The following is a 23,260-nucleotide window of genomic DNA, read 5'->3' on the forward strand; positions in this document are numbered from 1 at the left end:
TGAGTTCTCGTCGTGCCGACACTGGGGATGTTCGAGGACGACGACTACCTCGCGGAGTCGGGCACGCTCGTCGTGCGTGACGCCGGTGCGCGCGAGCAGCGGGGCCCGTTCAGCCAGCACGGTTCGGATGTGCAGCCGTGCGGCACGATCGTGCGTACCGGCAACGGGTGGCTGGAGGGCGCGGCGGGTCCTGGTCCGGACGTGGTGCGCATCGAGGTGCACGACTCGGCCCCGGACGACGACTTCGCCGAGCGGATGTCGTGGACATCCCGTACCGGAGCCTGTCCGGCGAGGATCGGCTCGACTACACGACCGGCGGGTCGGGCGCGGACGTCCTCCCGCTCGCCGGTGCGGACGCCTACCGCGTGCGGGTGACCAGGCGGCCGGTCGGCGAGGACGCGTGGGGCGATCGCTGGTTGCTCCGGTTCTGGCGGGCCGAGCCGGTTCCGCCGCGGTGGTGGAAACGGCGCGACATCGCCGTGCGGGCGGCCGATCCCGGCTGGCTCAGCATGTTCAGTTTCGAGTTCGGCGACCTGTTGCGGGCCGTGGACGGGGCGCGCGAGGACCTCGGCGAGGCGACGCTCGAGTCGCTGCGGCGGTTCGGTGTCCAGTGGCACCGGGGCGCCGACTGGCTGGACCGGCCGCTGTCCGCCCGGGTGCCGGTGCTGATGCACCCGTCGGACGTCGCCCGGCAGCTCGGGATGCCGGAGCCGGGCACGCTGGCCGAGACGCTGGACGTGTTCGTCGCCGTCGGCGCGCTGGTCGAGGACGAGGGCGGCTACCGCACGCCCGCCACGGCACGGTACCCGGAGGACGTGCTCGACATGTCCGCGAGGGACGGGGACCGGCTCGTCTCGCAGCGCGACAACGACCGGTTCGCCGCCTACGCGGCGGATCTGGTGGCCGTCGCGTTGTGGCACGGCACGACCCAAACGCTCACCGATCTCGCCGAGCGCACGCTCGTGCCGGCAGACGACGTTCGTGCCGCGCTCGAGTGGGCCGTGCGGCGCCGGTTCCTCCGCGTCGACGGCTCGCTCGACGCGACGTTCACCATGACGCTGTAGGCGGTTCAGCGCGACAGCCTCGCCGCGGCGACCAGTTCGACGGTCACGAGGACGGCGATGCCCTCGATCGCCAGCAGCGCGATCAGCACCAGCAGCTGCGTCGCACCCGCCTGGATCGGGGTGCCGCCGCCGAGGAGGATGCCGACGAAAGTGCCCGGCAGGGTGACGAGCCCGACCGTGCGGGTCTGGTCCAGGGCGGGCACGAGCGCCTGCCCGGCGGTCGGCCGCACGATCAGCCGTGCGGCGTCGGCGTCACGGAAGCCCAACGCGAGCGCCGCCTCGTACTCGCCGTGACGTGTGGTCAGCTCGTCCAGTGCGCGCCTGCCCGCCAGGGACGTCGCGGTCATGGCACCGCCGATGAGGATGCCCGCGATCGGGATGATCGCCACCGGTTCGTACGGGACCAGGCGGGTGGCCAACAGAAGCCCGAGAACCGGCGCCACCCCGGCCGCGATGGCGACGGCCGCCCACCGACCATGGTGTGCCTTCGTGATCCGCCGAGCCGAGGTGATCGTCGCGATACCGAACATGAGCACCACGAACGCCGCGGTGAGCCACCCGTTGCGCAGGACGACCACGATCACGAAGCTGACCGCCCCGAGCTGCCCGACCGCCCGCGCCGCAGCCGTCACAACCGGCCACCACGACCCCAGCCTCCCAACCCCGACCGCGACGGCACCAACGACCGTGAGCAGCACCAACACCCCAGCCAACGGCCACCCGATCACGACATCCACCCCCACAACATCGCACACCGACCCCACCCACGAACCCCGAACAAACCCCGCGAGTCGCGCCCCCAAACCCAGCGAGTCGCGCCCCAGGCCACCGCGAGTCGCGCGCTCGGGCACCGCGAGTCGCGCGCTCGGGCACCGCGAGTCGCGCGCTCAAACACGGCGAGTCGCGCGCTCGGGCACCGCGAGTCGCGCGCCAGCACACAACGAGTTGTACGTTTCGTGCGCATCGGCTGGGCGGGAAATCTGCACGAGATCGACAACTCGCACCGTGTGAGGGCGCGACTCGCGATGTTCTGGCGCGCGACTCGCGGGGATCTGGGGGCCGCTGCTCGCGGATGCCTGGGTGCGTGACTCGCGGTGTTGTCGCGCGCGACTCGCTGTGCCTGGGGGCGCGACTCGCCGTGTTTGGGGGCGCGACTCGCTGTGCCTGGGGGCGTGACTCGCTATGTTCTGGAACGTGACTCGCGGGTGTTGACCGGTGCATAGGATCTTCGTGTGAATCGGTTCCCCACTCGTGTTGCCGTCGTCGTGTCCGCCGCCGCGCTTGGTGTGACAGGTGTTACGGCTTCCGCTGTCGCTCCGCCCGGTCTGTCGCTGACGGTCGAGTCCAACACCAGGGCCGAGTTCGTGAGCGGCGGTGACGTGCTGGTCCGTGTCGGGCGTGCCGACGGGGTGCGCGTGCACAGCAACGGGCGTGACGTCACCGATGCGTTCACCCGCCAGCCGGACGGTTCGCTGCTCGGCGTGGTCGACGGACTGCGCGACGGTCGCAACACGATCACGGCAGACGCGAGCCGCGGCGGGCGCGCGACCCTGCGTCTGGTGAACCACCCGCGTTCGGGCCCGGTGTTCTCGGGTCGGCAGCAGGAGCCGTTCTACTGCCAGACCGAGGTGTTCGGCCTCGCGCCGGCGCAGCAGCCGTTGTGCGAGGCGCCGACCGAGGTCACCTACTCGTACCGGACCACAGCCGGCCAGTTCGTCCCGATGGCCGACCCGGCGGACCGGCCTGCTGACCTCGCGACCGCGTCCGTCGGCGGCGTGACGATGCCGTACGTCGTGCGGGTCGAGACCGGCGTGATCGACCGCGCCGTCTACCGGATCGCGGCGCTGTACGACGGCACCGACCCGTCGCCGGTGGCGCCCGAACGAGGGTGGAACGGCAGGCTCGTCTACAACTTCGGCGGCGGCTGCAACGGCGGCTACCGGCAGGGTGGCACGACGGCGCCCGTGCAGGACGACCTGTTCCTGTCGCAGGGCTACGCCGTCGCGTCGTCCACGCTGAACGTGCTCGACAACAACTGCAGCCCGGTCATCTCGGCCGAGGCCGCGATGATGGTCAAGGAGCACTTCCAGGAGACGTACGGCCCGGCACAGCACACCATCGGCTGGGGCGGCTCCGGCGGCGGCATCCAGCAGTACGACATCGCCGACGCCTACCCGGGCATCCTCGACGGCATCATCCCCGGCATCTCCTATCCGGACCCGCTGACCACGATGGGCCCGGTCACCGACTGCGGCCTGCTCAACGCGTACTTCGCCAAGGGCGGCTTCTCCCCGGAGCAGCAGCGCGCGGTGTCCGGCTACATCTCCTACAACACGTGCCTGTCCTGGCAGGCCACGTTCCTCAGCAGGGCCACGGCGACCGGCAGCTGCGACCCGATCATCCCCGTCGAGACCCGCTGGCACGAGACGACCAACCCCGACGGGCTGCGCTGCGGCGCGGCCGAGCAGTGGGTGAACCAGCTGGGCCGCGACCCGCGCACCGGGTTCGTCCGCGCCGTACTGGACAACGTCGGCGTGCAGTACGGCCTGCGGGCGCTGGAGGACGGCGCGATTACGCCCGCGCAGTTCGCGGCGCTGAACGCGGGCGTCGGCGGCTACGACCACGCGGGCCGCCCGATCCCGACCCGCACCACGGCCGACCCGCGCGGCCTCTTCGCCGCCTACGGCGCCGACCTGGTCAACAGCGCGGGACTCGGTTTGCGGTACACGCCGATCATCGACCAGCGCACCTACCTGGACCGGGTCACGCCGCTCGCGGACATCCACACCGCCGAGATGTCCTACGTGATGCGCGACCGCCTGCACACCCAGAACGGCACGCACGCGAACCAGGTGATCATCGAGTCCTCCCCGGACCCGGCGCAGGCGGCCGCGGCGGCGCGGTACCAGCTGGACGCCATGGACCGCTGGCTGACCGCGATCGACGGCGACGATTCCCGCCGCGACCAGGCGCGGAAGGTCATCGCGAACAGGCCGGCCGACCTCACCGACGGCTGCTACGTGTCGGCGACCGAACGGATCAGCGAGCCGCTGACCTACCCGTCGGGTGGCCGGTGCGGGCAGCTGTACCCGATCGGCGCGAACCCGCGTCTGGTCGCGGGCGAGGACCTGTCGATGACCACGGTCAAGTGCAGGCTCACGCCGCTGGACTTCGACGACTACCCGGTCACGTTCACCGAGGCCGAGAAGGCGTTGCTGCGCAAGGCCTTCCCGACCGGTGTGTGCGACTGGTCCCGCAAGGGCATCAGCGAACGCGACCCGCGCGGAACCTGGCAGACGTACTAGGACTGCTTGAGCTGCTGGATCTGGATCAGGTTGCCGCACGTGTCGTCGAAGACCGCGGTGACGACCATGCCCATTTCCAGCGGCTCCTGCGTGAACGTCACGCCAAGGCCGGTCAGCCGCTCGAACTCGCCGCGGACGTCGTCCACGGCGAAGGCGGCGGCGGGGATTCCGTCCGCGACCAGCGCGTCCTTGTACGGCTGCACCGCGGGGTGGCGGCCGGGCTCCAGCAGCAGCTCGGTGCCGTCGGGGTCCTCCGGTGACACCACGGTCAGCCACCGGTCGGTGCCCAGCGGCAGGTCGTGCTTCTTCACGAAACCGAGCACGTCGGTGTAGAAACGCTCGGCCTTCGCCTGGTCGTCGACGAAGACGCTGGTCATGTGGATCTTCATGGAGTCCTCTCAGGTGCGCAGCCATCGCGTGACGATGTGCCGCAGCGGTTCGGTGTTCAGGTCGTGGAACTTGTAGCGGCCCTCGCGCCGCGAACGGACCAGGTCGGCGGCCTCCAGCACGGCGAGGTGCTGGCTGACCGCCTGGCGGGACATTCCGAGACCGTGGTCGGTGGCCAGCCGTGCACAGATCTCGAACAGGGTTTGGCCGTCCCGTTCCGCGAGGCCGTCGAGGATGCGCCTGCGGGTGGGGTCGGCCAGTGCTTTGAAGAGGTCGTCTTCGTCCACGACAGACAGCATAGGCAAGTGGCGACTTGCCTATCAAGTCGAGAGCCCGTTCATCAGCAGGGTGAGCAGCTGGTCGGCTTGGGCGCCGCTGTTCTCGGCGGCCCAGGCGATGGCGCCGCCGGTGCCGCCATCAGTCAGTCCGCAGGGGACCAGCGCGACGGCGTACTCGCGGACGGCCGCGGCGAACGTCGAGGTGGAGAGCGTGACCGTGCCGGCGAAGGCGAGGTGGCGCGGGGAGACGCCGACCGGGATCGAGGGCCCGACGACGGTCCGGTGCCCGAGCCGGGCGGCGACCCGCGCCGCGATCTGTTCGGCACGGATCAGGTCGGTGGCGAGCGGCATCCCGGGCCCGTGCTGCTCGAACGCGCCGGCGGGGATGATGACGACGGTCCCGGTGGCAGCGGCGTGCGTGGCCTCGACGGTCGCCATCTCACCAAGCCGGACGACTGTCCCATCGGCACGGTCCGCACCCCGATTCCCGTCGGTCCTGCCCGGTAGGCTGGAAATCGGGGGACCCCCGAGGCGCGCGAATGGGACTTTCGCTCGGGGTGCGTTGGGGTTGTTGTGTTCGAGGGCCGTTTGCGGTCCGTTTGTGTCGGTGCTGTTCGGTAGGCTCGATGTCAGGGGGTCCCCTGGCCGTGCGGATGGGACTTTCGTTCGGGGATTATCCGAGGTGTTGTGGTTGAGGCCTGTTTCGGGCCCTTTTTCTGTCGGTCCCGCCCGGTAGAGTGGAAATCGGGGGACCCCCGGAGTCCCGGTAGATCCGGGACACGGTGGGCTGGGAGATCTCGAACAGATCGGCCAGCATGGTCTGGGCGGCGTTGGACGGCAGCAGCACCAGGGTGAGCACCACCCGCCGGTACAACCCCAGCACCGGACGGCGTCCCCGCTTCGTTACGGGCAGGACCTGGTTGATCCGGGCGACCAGCTCCTGGATCAGAGCGTGATCAAGACCCGTCGTAGACTCGTACCGCAACAGCCCCGCCCTGGTCAGTCGTGTTCTGTGGAAGGAAACGATCCTAACCAGGCGGGGCTGTTGCGCTACCAACAAGATCAACACTTCTGAATAACGCTCCGCGAATGGGACTTTCGTTCGGGGCGATACGGTTTCGTTGTGGTTTGGCGGTTTTCGGGGTTCGGTGTTGTCGGTGTCCGCCGCTAGACTTGAGATCAGGGGTCCCCCTGGCGGGCGGATGGGACTTTCGTTCGGGGTTCGCCTGTTCGGGTGGGGACAGGTGGGGGTTTTCGCGATTTCTCGTCGGTGGGTGCCGTTACGCTGGATTTCGGGGGCCGGAGGCGTCCGTGGTCATGGGGTGCCGAATTTCGCCGTCTCGATCGCGGTGCGGATCGACTCCAGGTGTGTCCTTGTCAGGGTTTCCGCGGCCTGCGGGTCGCCGTCGCGGATGGCGGCCAGGATCTGCACGTGCAGCAGCGCTTCCATCGACTCCTCCAGGAGCCGGTTGCCGCTCGCCGCTGCCAGTGCCACGTGGAAGTGCACGGCCGGCCGGGTCTCGCCCGCCGGGGGGTGCGGTGCGTTGGTGACCGCGGCTTTCAGGCGGGTCAGCGCCGCCGCGCCACGGGTTCTCGCCGCCGCGGCCGCGATCGCCGGTTCCAGGACCCGCGAGATGCCGGTGCCCACGTACGTGCCCGACCCGTGCCGGAACTCCACGATGCCTGTCGCCTCCAGGCGGCGCAGCGCTTCCCGGACGGTCGGGGTGGTCACGTCGAAACGTTTGGCCAGGTCGCGGGACGACGCCGCGCCGCGCCCAGCACCAGCTGCTCGTCGCGGATGATCTCGACGGTGGTGTCCGCCAAGCGCTCCGACAGACTCACAAAGTGACTAAATCAGTTGATGAGTTTTGCTGTGAAGGTATCCGGGGAACGATGGGGGCATGCCATCCACGCGAGTCGTCATCGTCGGAGGCGGATTCGCCGGGTTCGAAACGGCGCGCTCGTTGCTCAAGGCGCTGCCCCCGGACTCGGACACCGAGATCGTCCTCGTCAACCCGACCGACTACTTCCTCTACCTGCCGCTGCTCCCCGAGGTCGCGGCCGCGGTCATCGACCCCAGGCGGGTGACCGTGTCGCTGCCCGCCGCGCTGCCCGGCGTCCGGTTGGCGCTCGGCACCGTTGACAAGATCGACCTCGACCGCCGGGCCGTCACCTACACCGACCCCGAGGGCCGCGACCACGAACTCACCTACGACCGGCTCGTCCTTGCCGCGGGCAGCGTCAACAAGCTCCTGCCCATCCCGGGCGTCGCCGAGCACGCGCACGGGTTCCGCGGCGTGCCCGAGGCGCTCTACCTGCGCGACCACGTCATCCGCCAGATCGAGCTGGCCGCCGCGACCGACGACCAGGCCCAACGCGACGCCCGCTGCACGTTCGTGGTCGTCGGCGCCGGCTACACCGGGACCGAGGTCGCCGCGCAGGGGCCGCTGTTCACCACGGTCATCGCCGACCGGCACCCCGAGCTGCGGGACCAGAAGATCCGCTGGCTCCTGCTCGACATCGCGCCGAAGGTGCTGCCCGAGCTGCATCCTCGGCTGTCGAAGGCCGCCGACAAGGTACTGCGGTCCCGCGGTGTCGAGGTCCGGATGGGCGACACCGTCGAGGAGGCCACCGCCGACGGCGTGAAGCTCAGGAGCGGCGAGGTCGTGTGCACCCGCTCGCTGGTGTGGTGCGTCGGGGTGCGGCCCGACCCGGTCGTCGAGTCGGCCGGGCTGGAGACGCAGAAGGGGCGCGTCGTCGTCGAACCGACGCTGGTGGTGCCCGGACATCCGGACGTGTTCGCCTGCGGCGACGCGGCCGCCGTGCCCGACCTGACCCGGCCCGGGCAGATCACCACGATGACCGCGCAGCACGCGTCCCGGCAGGGCAAGCTCGCCGGGCGCAACGTCGCCGCGTCGCTCACCGGCGGCAAGCTCCGCAGGTACAAGCACCACGACCTGGGTTTCGTCGTCGACCTCGGTGGCGTGCAGGCCGCGGCCAACCCGATGAGGGTTCCGCTCGCCGGGTTCCCGGCGAAGGTCGTCACCCGCGGGTACCACCTGGTCGCCATGCCCGGCAACCGCATCCGCACGGCCGTCGACTGGCTGCTGGACGCGGTGATCGGACGGCAGTCGGTCCAGCTGGGCCTGGTGCGCGCGCCGCACGTGCCGCTCGACACCGACAACCCGGAGCTGCCGAACATCCCGGGGATCACCGCGAAGAAGTGACACCGCCTCGCAGTACGTGGGCGCGGAACGCGGCGGACAGCGGCGGCAGGTCGCGGCCCGCCTGCCACGCCACGCCGATGTCGCGTTCGGACGGGACATCGGTGACCCGGAGGTGCGGCGCCGGGGAGGCCGCCTGCGGGGGTGGCAGCAATGCCACCCCCAGCCCCGCGGTGACCAGGCCGCGCAGCGTGTCGACCTCCTCGCCCTCGAAACCCACGTGCGGTGTGAACCCTGCCGCCGCGCACAGGGCCTCGGTCGTGGCACGCAGTCCGTAGCCCGGGCGCAGCAGGATGAACGTCTCGTCCGCCGCGTCCGCCAGCCGGATCTCGGCGCGGTCGGCGAGGCGGTGGTCCGGTGGGACCGCCAGGCGCAGCGGCTCGGTGAGCAGCCGCCGCCACTCGATCCCGGGCTCGCCCGGGTCGTCGCTGGTCAGCACGAGGTCCGCGGTGCCGTCGCGCAGCTCGGCGATCAGCCCCTCCTCGCCGTGCTGGCGCAACACGAACCGGGCGCGCGGGTGCTGCTCGCGGAAGCCGCGGATCACGTTCGGGACGAGCCACGTGCCGAGCGTGTGCAGGAACGCGAGCGGGATCGTGCCCGCGTCCGGGTCGACCAGCTCGCGGACCTCGCGCACGCCCTGGTCGTAGCGGTCGAGCACGGCCTCGGCATGTGCGGAGAACGCGTGCCCGGCCGGGGTGAGCCGCAGGGTGCGGCCCGTGCGCTGGAACAGCGTCGTCCCGACCTCGTGCTCGACTCGCCGGAGTGCCCGCGACAGCGCAGGCTGTGTGAGCCGGGCGCGGGCGGCGGTGTCGGTGACCGTCGCGCCGCTCGCGACTTGCTGGAACAGACGCAGTACGGCCAGATCCATGACCCCAGTTTATGGATTGGTTGAGAAAGCGGCATTGGACGCATGGTTCTGGCGGGCGGATGCTGGCGGTGGAACGTCGGGTGTCGGAGGGAGCGCGGGATGGCCACGGTCGCGGAACAGCTGGTGCGGACGCTGCGGGACGCAGGCGTGGAGCGGATCTACGGGATCGTCGGCGACAGCCTCAACCCGGTGGTGGACGCGGTGCGGCGCACCGACGGGATCGAGTGGGTGCACGTCCGCCACGAGGAAGCGGCCGCGTTCGCCGCCGCGGCGGAAGCGCAGATCACCGGCAAGCTGACGGTGTGCGCGGGCAGTTGCGGCCCCGGCAACCTGCACCTGATCAACGGGCTCTACGACGCGCACCGCAGTGGCGCGCCGGTGCTGGCGATCGCGTCGCACATCCCGTCCACCCAGATCGGGACCGGGTTCTTCCAGGAGACGCACCCGGCCGAGCTGTTCCGCGAGTGCAGCCACTACAGCGAGCTGGTGTCGGAGGCCGAGCAACTGCCGCGGCTGCTGCGGATCGCCATGCAGGTGGCCGTCGGCAAGCGTGGCGTGTCGGTGCTGTCGATCCCCGGTGATGTGGCCGACCGGCGTGCGGCCGGGCCCCTGTCGGTGCCGGTGACGCTGGTGGAGCCGTCGCCCGTGGCCCCGTCGGCGCAGGACGTCACCGAGCTGGCGGCGCTGATGAACGCGGCCGAGAAGGTCATGCTGTTCGTCGGCGCGGGTGCCGTTGGCGCGCACGACGAGGTGATGTCGCTGGCGACCGCGCTGGCCGCGCCGGTCGGGCACTCGCTCGGCGGCAAGGAGGTCATCCAGTACGACAACCCCTACGACGTGGGGATGAGCGGGCTCCTCGGGTACGGCGCGTGCTACGAGGCGATGCACGAGGCGGACCTGGTCGTGTTGCTGGGCACCGACTTCCCGTACGACAACTTCCTGCCGCAGGCACGCACGGTGCAGGTCGACATCGAACCCGCGCACCTCGGGCGGCGGACGCCGCTGGAGCTGGGCGTGCACGGTTCCGTCCGCGAGACGGTGGCGGCGCTGCTGCCGCTGCTGCGCACCCGGACGGACCGGTCGTTCCTGGACCGCATGCTGCTGCGGCACGCACGCAAGCTGGAACGGGTCGTCGAGGCGTACACCTCCGGGGTGGCGCAGCGGACCCCGATCCACCCGGAGTACGCGGCGTCGCTGGTGGACGAGGTGGCCGCCGACGACGCCGTGTTCACCGTGGACACCGGCATGGGCAACGTGTGGGCGTCGCGTTACCTGACGCCGAACGGCGAGCGCCGGGTGATCGGCTCGTTCCGCCACGGCAGCATGGCGAACGCGTTGCCACAGGCCATCGGGGTGGCGCTCGCGCAGCCCGGCAGGCAGGTGGTGTCGCTGTCCGGCGACGGCGGGCTGTCGATGCTGATGGGTGAGCTGCTGACGCTGTCGACGTACGACGTGCCGGTGAAGGTCGTGGTGTTCAACAACGCGTCGCTCGGCATGGTGAAGCTGGAGATGCTGGTCGACGGGCTGCCGGACTACGGGACCGACCACCCCAGGGTGGACTTCGCCGCGATCGCGTCGGCCTGCGGGTTGTACGCGGAGCAGGTGACCGACCCGGCTGACATCCGCGGTGCGCTGGAGAAGGCGTTCGCGCACCCCGGACCCGCGGTGGTGGAGCTGGTGACCGACCCGAACGCGCTGTCCATCCCGCCGAAGATCACCGGCGACATGGTCCGCGGCTTCGCGTTGGCCGCGAGCAAGACCGTGCTGAACGGCGGTGTCGGCAAGATGCTCGAGATGGCGCGCAGCAACCTGCGCAACACCCCGCGCCCCTGATCAGCTCCGCTCGACGAGCGCGCGGATCAGCGCGTCCAGTGAGCCGGGCGGCGGCACGTCGGACATGTCGACGACCTCGGTGTTGCCGGTCGTGACCGCGCGGTGGAGCAGGAGCGTCGCGTACGGGTTGGCGGCCTCGTAGTTGTGGTTCAGCTCGCGCAGGACGGCGAGCAGCCGGTCCCGGGCGGGGTGTTCGGTCTCCGTCAGGGCCCGCAGCAGCGCGGGGTCGACGTACTCCTCGTGGGTTTCCGGTTCGGTGGGGGCGGGCACCGTCTTGTCGATGTAGTCCCGCAGGTGCCGGACGCCCTGGTAGACGGCGAAGTCCGCCGGGAACGTGATCGTCCAGTCGTCGCCGTCCGTGCGGACGTCGGCGGCGGCACCCAGTGGTTCGCGGCGCAGGACGGCCGGGAACGTCCGGACGTGGAAGGCGTTGTCCTCGCCGAACTGGCGGTGGAACCGGGTGCTCGAGATGGTCACCGGTCCCGCGGTCGCGACCCGGCTCGCGCAGGTTCGGATCATCGCGAGGTACGGCGCGATCTCGTAGTCCACGGTCAGCAGCCCCGCCGCCAGGGTCAGCCCGACCTCGTCGTCCTCGCCGTCCGCGTTGCGCCAGACGGCGCGGTAGCGGGTGCCGGAGCCGGTCTCCGCCGCCGGGAACGAGTCCAGCACGGTGGGTACGTCGAGTTCGTGCCGCAGGTGGTCGGCCAGCTGTGCGGTGGTCGCCCACGAGCCGTCGTCGCCACGGATGGTCAGAATCGCTTGCAGGAGCACCGACTGCTCGTCGGTCGGGTCGTCCCAGATGGTCTGCGCCACCAGAACAGCCTAGGCGAACCGGGTGAGGCGCTTCGGAACGCCGACCCGGCGCGACGACGTCGGCCATGCCGTCGACGTCAGTCGAGGCGGATGTGTGTCACCGTTGTCCACACGCGGCGGACGTAGGCGCGCAGGCGGGTGTCCGTGTCCGGGGTGAGCGTCGCGCCCGCCGTGTGCGCGACCTGGTCGGCCACCTCGGGGATGGTGAGGTCGTCGGTCCACACGTGGGTCGCGAACGTGGGGTCGCTCAGGCTCGACAGACACTCGTCTACTTTGGACTCCGCCCACGTGTCCCTCGCGAACGGGACGGCTCTGCCCAGGCCTCGGCCCTGTAAGCGTTTCAGCACGGTTTCCCTGCGTGCCAGCAGTGAGAAGTGGTGGACCTCGTGGTCCATGTCGCGTAATCGGCCTACTGTCTCCTCGAAGTACGTCGGGTTGGTCACTGTCATGGGGGCTATCACCGGACCGTTGTGCTTGCGCAGCACCAGGTCCAGCACCTCCACCACCCCGTCGCGCCAGGACTTCAGTTGCTGGAAGTCGGTTCGCAGGTGGCGGGGGAGCATTCTGCGCAGGCCGAAGCCCGCGTGTTCCGGGTCGCAGACCACGCTGCCGGGCAGGCGACGGGACAGCTCGTGTGCGGTCTGCGTCTTGCCGCCGCCGAAGGGGCCGTTCAGCCAGATCAGCATCACGCGCGTGTCAGCACCACCAGTGGGATCTCACGGTCCGCCTTCTTCTCGTGGTCCAGGAAGAACGGGTACAGGCTCGTGATCTCCGACCATAAGCGGGCGCGCTCCTCGCCGGTGGCCACCGCGGCGGTGGCCGCGTAGGTCTCGTTGCCCTTCTCGACCCTGACCGACGGGGTGGCGCGCAGGTTCGCGTACCAGTCCGGTGCCTTGGGCGCGCCCGCGTTCGACGCCATGACCACCACCCGGTCACCGTCCGGGTGGAACATCATCGGCGTCGTGCGGTCCGTGCCCGTCCGCGCGCCCTTCGTCGTCAGCAACAGCAAGCGTTCCCGCCGCATGCCCTCGATCTCGCCGCCCGCGCGGAACTGGTCGATGACCTTGCGGTTGATCTCCTGGATGTCCATGGCCGACACGGTAGACCGGCCCACCGACAATGCAGTCCGTCACGCGGGTGTGACCGGCGGCGTGGATCGGCGACATCACCCGTGCGGGTTGTGTGCCCACGTTCACACTGGTGAATCGGGTGGCAACCGTCCCGGGCGGTGTGGAGTTTGAAAGGGCATGCGGATGTTCGCGAGCTTTGACGAGTTCGTCGAAGACAGGTCCACCGCACTGCTGCGCACCGCGTTCCTGCTCACCGGGGATCGCGGGCACGCGGAGGACCTGTTGCAGACGACCCTGCTGCGCACCTTGCGGCGGTGGTCCAGGGCAAGCGCCGCGCCCGAGGCCTATGCGCGCCGGGTGCTGGTGAACCTGTCCAAGGACCGCCTCAGATCGCGGGGCAGACGGCCGCCGGAGACGGCGATGCCACCCGACGTGACGGGGCTGCCCACGGTCGACGCCGGATACGACCGGATCGCCGACCGGCGGGTGGTGTCCGACGCGCTCGCGCACCTGCCGCTGCGGCAGCGGCAGGTGGTCGTGCTGCGCTTCGTCGAGGACCTGTCGGTGGAGCACACCGCCGACCTGCTCGGCTGCACGGCCGGGACGGTCAAGTCGCAGACCGCCCGCGCGCTCACCAGGTTGCGTGAGCTGCTCGCCGACTTCCACGGACCACAGAGCGAGAAGGAGACAACCGATGTCCACCGATGAGGAGTTCGGCCGCGTCGTCGGCGGCCGTCTGCGCGATGAGGTGGCCGACATCCACGCCGCCCGCGACCTGGCCAGGGCGGTGCACGAGCGGCGACGCTCCGAGCGGCGCACGTGGACGATCCGGGCCTCGATCGGCGCGCCGCTGGTGGCCGCCGCGGCGGCCGTCGCCGTGGTGATGACCACCGGCGCCACCCCCACCGAACCGCGAGGTGGCACACACGCCGCGCCACCGACGGGCACCACCACCCAGGTGCGCGTGGAGAACCTCGCGCACGTCCAGGCCATGACCATCCAGGCGCTGCGCTCGGCGGAGGACTACGTCATCCACGAGAAGCAGCTGCTGAAATACGGCTATGACGAGTTCTGGACGGACCGGGCGACCGACCGCTATCGCCTGGACGCCTACTCCACCATCATCGAGTCCAACGAGGAACCGGAGCCGGGACCGAACGGCGAGGTGACGGTCTCGGTGAAACCGGGGGCGCCGCCGACCGGCCCACTGCGCCGGACCCGTTCCGTCGCGGGCGACGGCCCGATGGGCGACCGCTACTACACCCATGTCGACTACGACCGGAAGACGTGGTCCACCAGTCACGACACGGAGATACCGCCCCCGCCTGAGATGCCGGACGTCCTGGACGCGGACGCACTCAAGAAGGCGATCGACGAGGGCCGGATGGAGTTGGTCGGCGCCGAAACCATCGGCGACAAGGAAACCCACCACCTGCGCCTGTTCGCCAACCGGCGCGGCTACCAGATCGACCTGTGGGTGGACGCCACGTCCTACCTGCCGGTGCGGCAGACCTCGACCGTCATCGACGGCCCGGAGAAGCCCGTGATGACCAGCGACTACGACTGGCTGCCACGCGACGAGGAGAACCTGGCGAAGCTGGAGCTGACCCCGCCCCCTGACTTCGTGAAGGAGTAGAGAGCCCACCGCCCCGAAGGGGTGATCTTCTCCTACTGCAGGTAGCCCTCCACGACGTTGCCGGGGCGGGCGGCCGCGTCGTCGGGGCTCTCCCCGGCCGAGCGGCGGGCGCGGCGCTGGCGCAGCAGGTCCCAGCAGGTGTCCAGCTCGACCTCGATGGCGCGCAGCCGCTCGTGGTCCGGTGCCTCACCGGCGCGCTCCAGCTTGTGCTCCTCCTCGATGAGGGAGCCGATGCGCTTCGAAATCTCCTTGTCGTCCATGCCGTCCATGCTGGCAGAGTGCGGGCATGGTCGCCCACGTGACAGAGCGCGCACGTGCGGCCCTCGCCGCGGCAAGGACGCCGACGGCCACGACATCGAGGCGGTCTGCGCGGCCGGTCCCGACGTGACGCTGGCCCACGTCCGGGCCGCCGCGCACGAGGAGCGGGACGCCCTGCTCGCGCGGTTCGCCGAGGGTGTCCCGACTGACGACGGCGTCGAGCGCTACGTCACCCGCAAGCCCCGGTGGTGCCGGCCGCGGTCCAGCGGATGCTCGACGCCGCCAACGCCGGTGACGGCGACGCGTTCCTGGCGGCGTTCACCGAGGACGGCGTGGTCGACGACTGGGGCCGCGAGTTCCGGGGCGCCGACGCCATCCGGGGGTGGAGCGACGACGAGTTCATCGGCAAGCAGGTCAGTCTCGACGTGACCGAGGTGGCGGCGAAGTCCGGCGAGACCGTCGTGACCGCGCAGGTCGGCGGCAACGGCTTCAACGGGCCGAGCCACTTCTCGTTCCGCGTGTCCGGTGACCTCGTGTCGCGGATGACTATCCGCGAGTGACGCGGGCCAGGAACGCCGTCAGGTTCTCCCTGGTGCGCGTGATCTGCTGGGCCAGCGGCAGCGAGTCGTGGGCGCGTGCGCCGGGCTCGGTCTCCTTCTTGCCGCGCAGGTACAGCGAGCAGGCCAGGTCGGCGCACAGGTACGAGCCGACCGAGTTGCCCTGCTGGCCCGCTTTGCCCGCCTTGCGTGCGGTCACGAGGGACACGCCGTCGCCGCTGTGCGTGGTCAGACAGAGGGCGCACATCGAGCGGCGGGCGCCCGCCGGTGGCGTCGCACGGCGCAGGGCCACGCCGACGAGGCCGTCGTCGCCCTCGTCGACGACCAGGTAGGCGCGGTCGGGGGCGCTCGGGTCCCGCCAGCCGAGGAAGTCGAGGTCGTCCCAGGGGTGGTCGGCAAGGTCTCTCGGGACGGCCAGCCGTTTCGCCTCGCCCTTGCTGCAGTTGACGAAGGACGTGCGGATCTCACGTTCGGTGACCGGTCTCATGCCCACGACGCTAGGCCGCCTATAGTCATTAGGCAAATCATTAAATGCTCTAGGCGGGCTCGGGGTGAGGAGGCTCGCGGGTCAGTTCGTCGACGACGTCCTCGATCGATGCTCCGTCGCCGGTGTCCACGGCGCCTGCGAACAGCGCCAGCGCCGCGGTGCCCAGCGTGCTGCGCCTGCTGGACTCGTCGAACACGTGGTGGTTCGGGTCGCTCGCCACCCGCAGGGCCAGGCCCTCGTTGAGCGCGGTCAGCATCATGGCCAGGTCTCGCGGCGTCAGGCCCGGGCGCAGCGACAGACCGCGGCTGGAGAGGACCGACACGATCAGCGGCTCCCACGCCTCGATCACGTGTTCGTACAGCGACGACAACGACTCGTACAGCCGCCGGTCGCGCATCGCGAGCGCGACCGCCGAGTACCGGAAGCGCATGGAGGTCGAGTGGGTCGACAGCATCGTCCTGCGGAACGCGACCTCGTGCACGACCGAGGAGAACTCGCCGTCTGCGAGTGCGGTGCCCGCCTGTTCGGCGAGCACCGCGTCCCACGGCATCCGCTGTGCCCGCAACACGTAGCGGGTCAGGTCGGAGACGTAGTCCGGGAAGTACGCCCAGCGGTCGCGGAAGGAACCGACGGTGCCCTGCCTCGGCAGCGGCTCCGGGCCGTTCGCGACCTCCGCGATCACCGTCTCCCGGGTCAGGGTCGCCAGTGGCCGCCGCAACCGGTCGTCGTCACCGGTCGGGTGCGTGCCGAACTCGCGCTCCAGGATCCGGAAGCCCGCCTCGAGGTAGGCGCGGGTGAGCGGGTGGTTCGCCAGCCGCCGGGTCGCCTGCGCGTTGCGGCGGTGCACGTTCAGGACGACGTCGGTCAGGTCGTCGTCCAGGTTGCGGTAGGACATCGCTGCCTCCCCCTCCGGACCTCCCGGCTGGGAGGTCCCGACCGGACCGTCCGGCACGGCCGTGTCGCGCGGCACACCGGTTGTCCTATCAAGGTTCTCATCAGTACGGCCGGAGGGAGAACGCCATGCACATCAACTGCTCGTTCGGCGCGATGGTCCGGTTCTGCCTGTTCCTCCTCGTGTTGGGAGTGGTGGCAGGCGCCGCGATCGACGGCTGACCGTCACGTCGCGGCTCTGCGGAGGTGGACCCGGTAGGAGTAGTGCTCGGGCAGGAAGTGGGAGATCGCCAGTTCCACCGGTTCGCCTCGGGTGGAGTGGTACGTCCGGTCCACACGAAGTAGTGGGTCGCCGGGAACGCAGTTCAGCCGCGTCGTGGCGGGTGGTGTGGCCAGGACGGCCGTGATGCTCTGTTCCGCCTCCGCGATGGGGAAGCGGGTGTCGACCATCGCGATGACCGTCGTGGCGCTCGTCGCGCCCGGGGACGTCAGGGTCGGTTCCGCTGCCAGGGTTTCCGCGACCCGGGGCGGGAGGTGCACGGTCGTCACGCAGAACGGGACGTCGTTGTGGACCCGGCGGAACACGACCGTGTGGACGACGTCGCCGGTCAGCCGGAGCCGGGACGCCGCGTCGATGTCCACCCGCCGGCGCAGCGGGGTGACGATCTCCAGCCTCGTGTCGATCGACAGGCCCATCAGGTCGTCGATCGTGCCGAACTGGCGCAGGTAGCGGCCGTCGCGCGGGGCCGCGAACGTGCCCCTGCCCGGGACGCGGTGGACGAGGCCGTCCGCCACCAGGTCGTGGAAGGCTCGCCGTACGGTCTGGCGGCTCACCCGGTGCTCGTCGGCCAGTTCCGCTTCCGTCGGGAGGCGGACGCCGTCCGGGTACGTGCCCCGCACCAGCGCGTCGCGCAGGGTTCTCGCCAGAGTCTGGTACGCCGGTTCGCGGTTCATCATCCCGGGACACCTCGGGACACGAGCTGGGCGGCGATGATGTTGCGCTGGATCTCGTTCGTGCCCTCGCCGACGATCATCAGTGGGGCGTCGCGGAAGTAGCGTTCCACGTCGAACTCCGTCGAGTAGCCGTAGCCGCCGTGGATGCGGACCGCGTTCAACGCGATCTCCATCGCGGCTTCCGAGGCGAACAGTTTGGCCATGCCCGCTTCCATGTCCGCGCGTTCGCCCGCGTCGACGCGTTCCGCCGCCAGCAGCACCAACTGCCGGGCCGCCGTGTACTTCGTGGCCATGTCGGCGAGGTAGTTGCCGATCGACTGGTGCTTCCAGATCGGTTTGCCGAACGCCTCCCGTTCCTGCGCGTACCGCAGGGCGTCGTCCAGAGCGGCCCTCGCCACGCCCAGTGCGCGGGACGCCACCTGGATCCGGCCCGTTTCCAGGCCGGTCATCATCTGGGCGAAGCCTTCGCCTTCCGTGTCGCCCAACAACGCCGACGCGGGTGCGTGGTAGTCGGCGAACGACAGTTCGCAGCTCTCCACGCCCTTGTAGCCCAGCTTGGGCAGATCCCGCGACACCGTCAGGCCCGCACCGTGTTCGACCAGCAGGATGCTCATCCCGGCGTGCTTCGGTGTCGCGTCGGGATCCGTCTTGCACAGCAACGCGATCACGTCGGAGCGGCGGGAGTTCGTGATCCACGTCTTGGTGCCGTTGACGACGTACCCGTCACCGGTGCGGCGGGCCACCGTCGTCATCGCCTGCAGGTCGGAGCCACCGCCCGGTTCCGTCAGGGCCATCGTGGCGCGCACCTCGCCGGTCGCCATGCGCGGGAGGTACCACTGCTTCTGTGCCGCCGTGCCGAACCTGGTGATCAGCTTCGCGACCACCGTGTGGCCGCCCATCGCGCCCGCCAGGCTCATCCAGCCGCGCGCCAACTGCTCGGTGACCTGGACGTAGCACGGCGTCGACACCGCGACCTCCCCGTACGGCTCGGGGATCGCCAGGCCGAAGATGCCGAGCTCCTTCATCTGCTCGATCAGCCGCTCGGGGTAGGTGTTCGCGTGCTCCAGCTCCCGCACCACCGGGCGCACCTCGCGGTCCACGAACTCCCGCACCGTGTCGACGATGACCTGCTCTTCCGCACTCAGCACGGTTTCCCCCTAGATCGCGTACGCCGCGCGGAGTGCCGCGATGTCGTCGTCGGTGCGGCCCAGCGCGCGCAGGACATGCTCGGTGTGCTCGCCGGTCGCGGGGACCGGGTTCATCACCGGTGCCACGCCACCCAGGTCCGCGGGCGGGCGCAGCGCCTCGATCATTCCGCCTGGACTGCCCACCTCGCGCCAGCGGCCGCGTTCGCGCAGCACCGGGTGGTCGAGGAACTCCGCCACCGAGTTGACGCGCGCGTTCGCCACACCCGCCTCGTCCAGCAGAGCGACGGCGTCCTCGGTGCTGAGGGTGTCGAAACGTCGCTGCAGCAACGCGTTCAGCACCTCGCGGTGTGCGACGCGGGCCGAGTTGGTGGCGAACCGTTCGTCATGGGCGGTTGCCGGATCGTCCAGTAGCAGGCCGCACAGGGCATCCCATTCACGTTCGTTCTGTACGGCGAGAACCACGGTGTCGCCGTCCTTGCTGGTGAACGGGCCGTACGGGGCGATGGTCGCGTGCTCGGCGCCGACGCGCCTCGGCTGGTGCGGGCCGTACCGCGTGTAGTACGCGGGGGAGCCCATCCACTCGGCCAGCGCCTCGAACAGCGACACCTCGACGGTCGTGCCCTCACCCGTGTTCGTCCGCCGCAGCAACGCCGTGAGGATGCCCGAGTACGCGTACATGCCCGCCGCGATGTCGGCGATCGAAATGCCCGCCTTGGCCATGTGCTCCTCGGTGCCGGTGAGTGACACGACCCCGGTCTCGCACTGCACGAGCAGGTCGTAGGCCTTGCGGTGCGCCCACGGGCCGTCGGTGCCGTACCCGGAGATCGTGCAGTGCACGAGCCGGGGGTTCAACGCCCGCAACGGTTCCGCGTGCAGGCCCAGCCGCTGTGCCGAGCCGGGGGCGAGGTTGTGCACGAACACGTCCGCGTCCGCGATCAGCTCGTTGAGGATCTCGCGGGACGCCGGGTGCTTCACGTCGAGCGTCACGGACTCCTTGGACCGGTTGAGCCACACGAAGTAGCTCGACTGGCCGAGGACCGACTCGTCGTAGCGGCGCGCGAAGTCCCCGCCACCCGGTCGTTCCACCTTGATCACCCGGGCGCCGAGGTCAGCGAGCTGGCGGGTCGCGTACGGCGCCGCGACCGCCTGTTCGAGACTCACGACGGTGGTGCCGGACAGGGGCAGGGTCACCGGACCTCCTCGGACAGCAGCGCGCGTGCGGTCGGCCAGTCCCATTCGGGGTCCAGACCGCAGTCGGCGAGCTTCTCCGCCAGCTCCGCGTCCGTCGGCGGGCGGTCCGGGGCGCCGGGCGGCAGTTTCTCGACGAGCGTGCGCCTGCCGTCGAGCGTGATCTCCACCTCGCCGGTCAGCAGACCCGCACCGCCCTCGGTGGTTTCCAGTTCCACCAACGAGATCAGGCGTTGCGCCTCGGGCCGCCGCACGGCCTCGTCGGTGAAGCTCGCGAGGCCCGGCCTGCCGTCGAGCAGGGCGGCGGCGATCGCGTACTCCATGCTGAACTTGCCCTGGAGGCCCGTCGTCGGGCGGTGGTGGATGAGTGGCTGCGTGCTCGCGGCCGGGGTGCGCACGTGGATGCTCCGCACGTCACCGGTGACGCCGCGCAGTGCGCTGATCGGTCGCTGTGACGCGTAGCAACACGGGTGGAGCTTGATCGCGAGGCCACCCGGCACGGCCGGGCCGTCGAGGTCGACCGCCGCCGGGTCGCCGCCCAGCAGCGTCAGCCACTGGTCGAGCGCCGTGGGATCGGCGGTCGCGCCCGCCGCGGCCAGGCGTGCCGCCCGGACACCCGCGTCGGCCGCCAGCCCGACCTGCAGCGCCTTGCCGTCCGTGCCGAAGGCGCGCTGGACGCCACCCGCTTGCGGCACGGCAAGAGCGAGCGCGGTCGCCGTCTGTGCGGGGGACAGGCCCAGCGCCACCGACGCCGCGACGGCGGCGGCTGGCGCCCCCGCGGTGCACGTGACGTGCCAGCCGCGGGTGTAGTGCGCCCAGCCCAGAGCCGTGCCGAGCCGCGCCATGACACCCGCGCCCGCGAGGTACGCCGACGCGTCACCGCCCGCCGCCAGCGTGGCGGGCACGCAGACCACGCTGATGTGCGCGGTCGACGGCAGGTGCAGGTCGTCGAAGTCGAGGACGTGCCCGACCGCCGCCCAACGGGCCGCGTCCGGCAGGTCCTTCGTGAGCGCGCGCATGCGGCTGTCGCGGGCCGCGACGGTCACCGCGATCGTGTCGATCAGCGCGCGGTGGGTCAGCTCCCGGTCCGCCGCGGTGGGCTCGTACTCGTGTGCCCAGCGCGCCAAACGCTCCGCCGTGGCGGCCATGAAACTCCTTCCGGCGAAATGTACGGCCAATTTCACATCGTGTTGTGCTGGGTGTCAACTACGCTTACTGGGGCTTTGGCCGGACGTTTTGGATCGGCGCTGTGGAGGGCGTGTGGAGGTCGTGGACGGGCCGTGGTTCGACGAGCTGTCGGTCGGTGACCGGTTCGACGGGGCGCCGTCGGTGACCCTCACCAGCGGGCACGCCGCCGTGCACCAGGCCGTGCTGGGCGACCGGCTGCGGCTGCCGCTCGACGACGGGCTGGCACGCGCGGTCACCGGGGTGGCGCCGCTCGCGCACCCCGCGCTGGTGTGGGACGTCGCGATCGGGCAGTCGACGGTGGTGACCAGGCAGGTGCGCGCGAACCTCTTCTACCGTGGCCTCGCGTTCCACCGGTTCCCGCTGATCGGGGACACGCTGCGGACCGTCACCGAGGTCGTGGGGCTCAAGGAGAACTCACGCAGGCCGGGGCGCCCGCCGACCGGGCTCGCCGCGTTGCGGATCACGACCGTCGACCAGGAAGACCGGCCGGTGCTGGACTTCTGGCGGTGCGCGATGCTGCCGTTGCGCTCCGGCGAACCGACCGGGCACGCCGACGACCTGTCGACCGTCGGCGAGACCGTGTCGCCGGCCGTGCCGGACTGGGACCTCGCCGCGTTCCGCGCCCGGGTGCCGGGCGAGCACGCCGACGCGATGACCGCCGGGCGGCGGTGGCGGGTGCCGGGCGGCGACGTCGTGTCCAACGCACCGGAACTCGCCAGGCTGACCGTCAACATCGCGACCACGCACCACGACGGCGATCCCCGCCTGGTCTACGGCGGGCACACGATCGGTCTCGCGCTCGCCCAGGTGTGCCGGGCGATACCGAACATCGTGACGGTCGTATCGTGGGAGAGCTGCGACCACCTCGGGCCCGTGCACGAGGGCGACACGCTGTCGAGCGAGGTCGAGGTGCTCGCCGTGGCCGGGCACCTCGTCACGCTGCGGTCGGTGGTGGACGGGGTGCTGGACTGGCGGTTCACGGTGGTGCTGGCGTGATCGCGGACGCGCGGTCGTTCCTGTTCGTGCCCGGTGACCGGCCGGACCGGTTCGCCAAGGCGCAGGCGGCGGGTGCCGACGTCGTGGTGCTGGACCTGGAGGACGCCGTCGCGCCACCGGCGAAGGAGGCGGCCCGCGACCACGTGGCGGCGTGGCTCGCCGACGGGCGCGCGGCGGTGGTGCGGGTCAACGCGGCCGGGACGCCATGGCACGCAAACGACGTGGCCGCGGTGGGCGCCGCGACCGCGGTGATGGTGCCGAAGGCGGAACGACCCGAGGACCTCGACGTGCACCCGTCCGTGCTGCCGCTGATCGAGACCGCACGCGGGGTCGCGTCCGCGGCCCGGCTGTGCGCGGTGGCTGGCGTGGTCCGGCCCGTGTTCGGCGGCATCGACTTCGCCGCCGACATCGGCGTGGACCCCTTGTCCCGCACTGCGTTGCTGCACGCGCGGTCCACGTTGGTGCTCGCCGCCGCGGCGGCCGGGTGCGCGCCGCCCGTCGACGGGGTGACCACGGCGCTGTCCGATGTGGACGCGGTGCGCGACGACACCCGCCACGCGGTGGAGCTGGGTTTCGCCGGCAAGCTCTGCGTGCACCCGCGCCAGGTGCCCGTGGTGCACGAGGCGTTCCGGCCGTCCGCCGAGGAGGTCGCCTGGGCGGAGTCCGTGCTCGCGGCGGGGGTCGCCGGGGTTGACGTGGTCGGCGGGCAGATGGTGGACCGGCCGGTGCTGCTGCGTGCGCGCAGGATCCTGGACCGCACGTCGACGTAGGCTGGGCACATGGCTGACGCACCGGATCCCGACCTGGTCCGTGCGCTACGGGCGTTGTCGAACCCGGAGCGGCTGCGGCTGCTGCAGTGGTTGCGCGAGCCGGAGCGGCATTTCGCGCCGGAGAACGTGGTCGAGGTCGGGGTGTGCGTGAGCCACATCCAGGCCAAGGCCGGGCTGGCACAGTCGACGGTGTCCGCGTACCTCGCCGAACTGGAACGTGCCGGGCTCGTGCGGTCGACCCGGGTCGGGAAGTGGACCCACTACAAGCGTGACGACCAGCGGATCGCCGGGCTCGTCGCGGAACTCGGGCAGACCCTCTGACCGGTGCGCACTCGTGGCGCACGC

At 70.8% G+C, this 23,260-nt stretch carries 27 protein-coding genes; 11 read left to right on the plus strand and 16 right to left on the minus strand.

The window, feature by feature from the left end; all coding sequences use genetic code 11:
• The first annotated feature begins 12 nt into the window (after positions 1-12).
• Complete coding sequence (locus ACIBVP_RS44210; RefSeq protein ID WP_396112564.1) at positions 13-375, plus strand: hypothetical protein; 363 nt, start codon at positions 13-15, stop codon at positions 373-375.
• Positions 261-1,064 (plus strand): DUF6042 family protein, encoded by an 804-nt coding sequence (locus ACIBVP_RS44215; protein ID WP_396112565.1) that lies wholly within the window; start codon positions 261-263, stop codon positions 1,062-1,064. The genes ACIBVP_RS44210 and ACIBVP_RS44215 overlap by 115 nt, the downstream gene beginning before the upstream one ends.
• A 5-nt stretch (positions 1,065-1,069) precedes the next feature.
• On the opposite strand, the gene ACIBVP_RS44220 is transcribed toward ACIBVP_RS44215, so the two are convergent.
• Positions 1,070-1,807, minus strand: a complete 738-nt coding sequence (locus ACIBVP_RS44220) for an ABC transporter permease (RefSeq protein ID WP_396112598.1) — start codon at positions 1,805-1,807, stop codon at positions 1,070-1,072.
• 489 nt (positions 1,808-2,296) lie between these two features.
• Here ACIBVP_RS44220 and ACIBVP_RS44225 point away from each other — a divergent pair, with 489 nt between their 5' ends.
• The gene (locus ACIBVP_RS44225; protein WP_396112566.1) at positions 2,297-4,369 is read left to right on the plus strand and encodes a DUF6351 family protein; all 2,073 of its coding nucleotides are present in this window, start codon (positions 2,297-2,299) and stop codon (positions 4,367-4,369) included.
• Here the strand turns inward: ACIBVP_RS44225 and ACIBVP_RS44230 are convergent.
• The 4 genes from ACIBVP_RS44230 to ACIBVP_RS44245 form a co-directional block, all read right to left on the minus strand.
• Positions 4,366-4,758 (minus strand): VOC family protein, encoded by a 393-nt coding sequence (locus ACIBVP_RS44230; protein ID WP_396112567.1) that lies wholly within the window; start codon positions 4,756-4,758, stop codon positions 4,366-4,368. The genes ACIBVP_RS44225 and ACIBVP_RS44230 overlap by 4 nt on opposite strands.
• A gap of 9 nt (positions 4,759-4,767) precedes the next feature.
• On the minus strand, positions 4,768-5,043 hold the full coding sequence (locus ACIBVP_RS44235) for an ArsR/SmtB family transcription factor (RefSeq protein WP_396112568.1): 276 nt from the start codon (positions 5,041-5,043) through the stop codon (positions 4,768-4,770).
• Positions 5,044-5,076: 33 nt separating this feature from the next.
• Positions 5,077-5,472 (minus strand): creatininase family protein, encoded by a 396-nt coding sequence (locus ACIBVP_RS44240; protein ID WP_396112569.1) that lies wholly within the window; start codon positions 5,470-5,472, stop codon positions 5,077-5,079.
• 877 nt (positions 5,473-6,349) lie between these two features.
• Positions 6,350-6,766 (minus strand): FadR/GntR family transcriptional regulator, encoded by a 417-nt coding sequence (locus ACIBVP_RS44245; protein WP_396112570.1) that lies wholly within the window; start codon positions 6,764-6,766, stop codon positions 6,350-6,352.
• 169 nt (positions 6,767-6,935) lie between these two features.
• Here ACIBVP_RS44245 and ACIBVP_RS44250 point away from each other — a divergent pair, with 169 nt between their 5' ends.
• Positions 6,936-8,261 (plus strand): NAD(P)/FAD-dependent oxidoreductase, encoded by a 1,326-nt coding sequence (locus tag ACIBVP_RS44250; protein WP_396112571.1) that lies wholly within the window; start codon positions 6,936-6,938, stop codon positions 8,259-8,261.
• Here the strand turns inward: ACIBVP_RS44250 and ACIBVP_RS44255 are convergent.
• The gene (locus tag ACIBVP_RS44255; protein ID WP_396112572.1) at positions 8,245-9,126 is read right to left on the minus strand and encodes a LysR substrate-binding domain-containing protein; all 882 of its coding nucleotides are present in this window, start codon (positions 9,124-9,126) and stop codon (positions 8,245-8,247) included. The genes ACIBVP_RS44250 and ACIBVP_RS44255 overlap by 17 nt on opposite strands.
• 99 nt (positions 9,127-9,225) lie before the next feature.
• On the opposite strand from ACIBVP_RS44255, the gene ACIBVP_RS44260 reads away from it, so the two are divergent.
• Positions 9,226-10,959 carry a pyruvate dehydrogenase gene (locus ACIBVP_RS44260; protein WP_396112573.1) on the plus strand — a complete coding sequence of 578 codons (1,734 nt, stop codon included), beginning with the start codon at positions 9,226-9,228 and terminating at the stop codon, positions 10,957-10,959.
• On the opposite strand, the gene ACIBVP_RS44265 is transcribed toward ACIBVP_RS44260, so the two are convergent.
• The 3 genes from ACIBVP_RS44265 to ACIBVP_RS44275 all read right to left on the minus strand — a co-directional run bounded on the left by ACIBVP_RS44265 (position 10,960) and on the right by ACIBVP_RS44275 (position 12,862).
• Positions 10,960-11,772, minus strand: coding sequence for a hypothetical protein (locus tag ACIBVP_RS44265; protein ID WP_396112574.1), 813 nt, complete (start codon positions 11,770-11,772; stop codon positions 10,960-10,962).
• Positions 11,773-11,849: 77 nt separating this feature from the next.
• Positions 11,850-12,458 carry an AAA family ATPase gene (locus tag ACIBVP_RS44270; RefSeq protein ID WP_396112575.1) on the minus strand — a complete coding sequence of 203 codons (609 nt, stop codon included), beginning with the start codon at positions 12,456-12,458 and terminating at the stop codon, positions 11,850-11,852.
• On the minus strand, positions 12,458-12,862 hold the full coding sequence (locus tag ACIBVP_RS44275) for a nitroreductase/quinone reductase family protein (protein WP_396112576.1): 405 nt from the start codon (positions 12,860-12,862) through the stop codon (positions 12,458-12,460). The genes ACIBVP_RS44270 and ACIBVP_RS44275 overlap by 1 nt, the downstream gene beginning before the upstream one ends.
• Positions 12,863-13,019: 157 nt before the next feature.
• Here ACIBVP_RS44275 and ACIBVP_RS44280 point away from each other — a divergent pair, with 157 nt between their 5' ends.
• Both ACIBVP_RS44280 and ACIBVP_RS44285 read left to right on the plus strand, forming a co-directional pair.
• The gene (locus ACIBVP_RS44280) at positions 13,020-13,550 is read left to right on the plus strand and encodes a SigE family RNA polymerase sigma factor (RefSeq protein ID WP_396112577.1); all 531 of its coding nucleotides are present in this window, start codon (positions 13,020-13,022) and stop codon (positions 13,548-13,550) included.
• Positions 13,537-14,478 carry a hypothetical protein gene (locus ACIBVP_RS44285; protein WP_396112578.1) on the plus strand — a complete coding sequence of 314 codons (942 nt, stop codon included), beginning with the start codon at positions 13,537-13,539 and terminating at the stop codon, positions 14,476-14,478. Before ACIBVP_RS44280 ends, ACIBVP_RS44285 begins: the two co-directional genes overlap by 14 nt.
• Before the next feature lie 32 nt (positions 14,479-14,510).
• Here the strand turns inward: ACIBVP_RS44285 and ACIBVP_RS44290 are convergent, their stop codons facing one another.
• Positions 14,511-14,747: a DUF2630 family protein gene (locus ACIBVP_RS44290; protein WP_396112579.1), complete on the minus strand. Its 237-nt coding sequence runs from the start codon at positions 14,745-14,747 to the stop codon at positions 14,511-14,513.
• 237 nt (positions 14,748-14,984) lie between these two features.
• On the opposite strand from ACIBVP_RS44290, the gene ACIBVP_RS44295 reads away from it, so the two are divergent.
• Positions 14,985-15,296: a nuclear transport factor 2 family protein gene (locus ACIBVP_RS44295; protein WP_396112580.1), complete on the plus strand. Its 312-nt coding sequence runs from the start codon at positions 14,985-14,987 to the stop codon at positions 15,294-15,296.
• Here the strand turns inward: ACIBVP_RS44295 and ACIBVP_RS44300 are convergent.
• The 6 genes from ACIBVP_RS44300 to ACIBVP_RS44325 all read right to left on the minus strand — a co-directional run bounded on the left by ACIBVP_RS44300 (position 15,283) and on the right by ACIBVP_RS44325 (position 21,109).
• Positions 15,283-15,780 (minus strand): FBP domain-containing protein, encoded by a 498-nt coding sequence (locus ACIBVP_RS44300; RefSeq protein ID WP_396112581.1) that lies wholly within the window; start codon positions 15,778-15,780, stop codon positions 15,283-15,285. The two genes, ACIBVP_RS44295 and ACIBVP_RS44300, sit on opposite strands and share 14 nt — an antisense overlap.
• Before the next feature lie 49 nt (positions 15,781-15,829).
• Positions 15,830-16,675 (minus strand): TetR family transcriptional regulator C-terminal domain-containing protein, encoded by an 846-nt coding sequence (locus tag ACIBVP_RS44305; RefSeq protein WP_396112582.1) that lies wholly within the window; start codon positions 16,673-16,675, stop codon positions 15,830-15,832.
• A gap of 221 nt (positions 16,676-16,896) precedes the next feature.
• Positions 16,897-17,628, minus strand: coding sequence for a GntR family transcriptional regulator (locus tag ACIBVP_RS44310; protein WP_396112583.1), 732 nt, complete (start codon positions 17,626-17,628; stop codon positions 16,897-16,899).
• Entirely contained in the window at positions 17,625-18,773 is a 1,149-nt protein-coding gene (locus ACIBVP_RS44315) for an acyl-CoA dehydrogenase family protein (protein WP_396112584.1), read from the minus strand. The genes ACIBVP_RS44310 and ACIBVP_RS44315 overlap by 4 nt, the downstream gene beginning before the upstream one ends.
• Positions 18,774-18,782: 9 nt before the next feature.
• Complete coding sequence (locus ACIBVP_RS44320; protein WP_396112585.1) at positions 18,783-19,964, minus strand: CaiB/BaiF CoA transferase family protein; 1,182 nt, start codon at positions 19,962-19,964, stop codon at positions 18,783-18,785.
• Positions 19,961-21,109, minus strand: coding sequence for an MmgE/PrpD family protein (locus ACIBVP_RS44325; protein WP_396112586.1), 1,149 nt, complete (start codon positions 21,107-21,109; stop codon positions 19,961-19,963). The genes ACIBVP_RS44320 and ACIBVP_RS44325 overlap by 4 nt, the downstream gene beginning before the upstream one ends.
• 112 nt (positions 21,110-21,221) lie before the next feature.
• On the opposite strand from ACIBVP_RS44325, the gene ACIBVP_RS44330 reads away from it, so the two are divergent.
• Genes ACIBVP_RS44330 through ACIBVP_RS44340 form a run of 3 tightly spaced genes read left to right on the plus strand, consistent with a single transcriptional unit; the run spans position 21,222 to position 23,236 of the window.
• Positions 21,222-22,145 carry a MaoC family dehydratase gene (locus ACIBVP_RS44330; RefSeq protein ID WP_396112587.1) on the plus strand — a complete coding sequence of 308 codons (924 nt, stop codon included), beginning with the start codon at positions 21,222-21,224 and terminating at the stop codon, positions 22,143-22,145.
• Positions 22,142-22,915, plus strand: a complete 774-nt coding sequence (locus ACIBVP_RS44335; RefSeq protein ID WP_396112588.1) for an HpcH/HpaI aldolase/citrate lyase family protein — start codon at positions 22,142-22,144, stop codon at positions 22,913-22,915. The genes ACIBVP_RS44330 and ACIBVP_RS44335 overlap by 4 nt, the downstream gene beginning before the upstream one ends.
• 9 nt (positions 22,916-22,924) lie before the next feature.
• Complete coding sequence (locus ACIBVP_RS44340) at positions 22,925-23,236, plus strand: ArsR/SmtB family transcription factor (RefSeq protein WP_396112589.1); 312 nt, start codon at positions 22,925-22,927, stop codon at positions 23,234-23,236.
• The last annotated feature ends 24 nt before the right edge of the window (positions 23,237-23,260 follow it).

Origin of the sequence: Actinophytocola sp. NPDC049390, assembly GCF_044466355.1 — a bacterium.
Classification (GTDB): domain Bacteria; phylum Actinomycetota; class Actinomycetes; order Mycobacteriales; family Pseudonocardiaceae; genus Actinophytocola.

Coding starts and splice junctions, on each gene's coding strand:
- ACIBVP_RS44230 (WP_396112567.1), bottom strand. CDS start 4,758: ATGAAGATCCACATGACCAGCGTCTTCGTCGACGACCAGGCGAAGGCC.
- ACIBVP_RS44240 (WP_396112569.1), bottom strand. CDS start 5,472: ATGGCGACCGTCGAGGCCACGCACGCCGCTGCCACCGGGACCGTCGTC.
- ACIBVP_RS44250 (WP_396112571.1), top strand. CDS start 6,936: ATGCCATCCACGCGAGTCGTCATCGTCGGAGGCGGATTCGCCGGGTTC.
- ACIBVP_RS44255 (WP_396112572.1), bottom strand. CDS start 9,126: ATGGATCTGGCCGTACTGCGTCTGTTCCAGCAAGTCGCGAGCGGCGCG.
- ACIBVP_RS44260 (WP_396112573.1), top strand. CDS start 9,226: ATGGCCACGGTCGCGGAACAGCTGGTGCGGACGCTGCGGGACGCAGGC.
- ACIBVP_RS44270 (WP_396112575.1), bottom strand. CDS start 12,458: ATGCTGATCTGGCTGAACGGCCCCTTCGGCGGCGGCAAGACGCAGACC.
- ACIBVP_RS44275 (WP_396112576.1), bottom strand. CDS start 12,862: ATGGACATCCAGGAGATCAACCGCAAGGTCATCGACCAGTTCCGCGCG.
- ACIBVP_RS44280 (WP_396112577.1), top strand. CDS start 13,020: ATGCGGATGTTCGCGAGCTTTGACGAGTTCGTCGAAGACAGGTCCACC.
- ACIBVP_RS44285 (WP_396112578.1), top strand. CDS start 13,537: ATGTCCACCGATGAGGAGTTCGGCCGCGTCGTCGGCGGCCGTCTGCGC.
- ACIBVP_RS44290 (WP_396112579.1), bottom strand. CDS start 14,747: ATGGACGGCATGGACGACAAGGAGATTTCGAAGCGCATCGGCTCCCTC.
- ACIBVP_RS44300 (WP_396112581.1), bottom strand. CDS start 15,780: ATGAGACCGGTCACCGAACGTGAGATCCGCACGTCCTTCGTCAACTGC.
- ACIBVP_RS44305 (WP_396112582.1), bottom strand. CDS start 16,675: ATGTCCTACCGCAACCTGGACGACGACCTGACCGACGTCGTCCTGAAC.
- ACIBVP_RS44310 (WP_396112583.1), bottom strand. CDS start 17,628: ATGATGAACCGCGAACCGGCGTACCAGACTCTGGCGAGAACCCTGCGC.
- ACIBVP_RS44325 (WP_396112586.1), bottom strand. CDS start 21,109: ATGGCCGCCACGGCGGAGCGTTTGGCGCGCTGGGCACACGAGTACGAG.
- ACIBVP_RS44340 (WP_396112589.1), top strand. CDS start 22,925: ATGGCTGACGCACCGGATCCCGACCTGGTCCGTGCGCTACGGGCGTTG.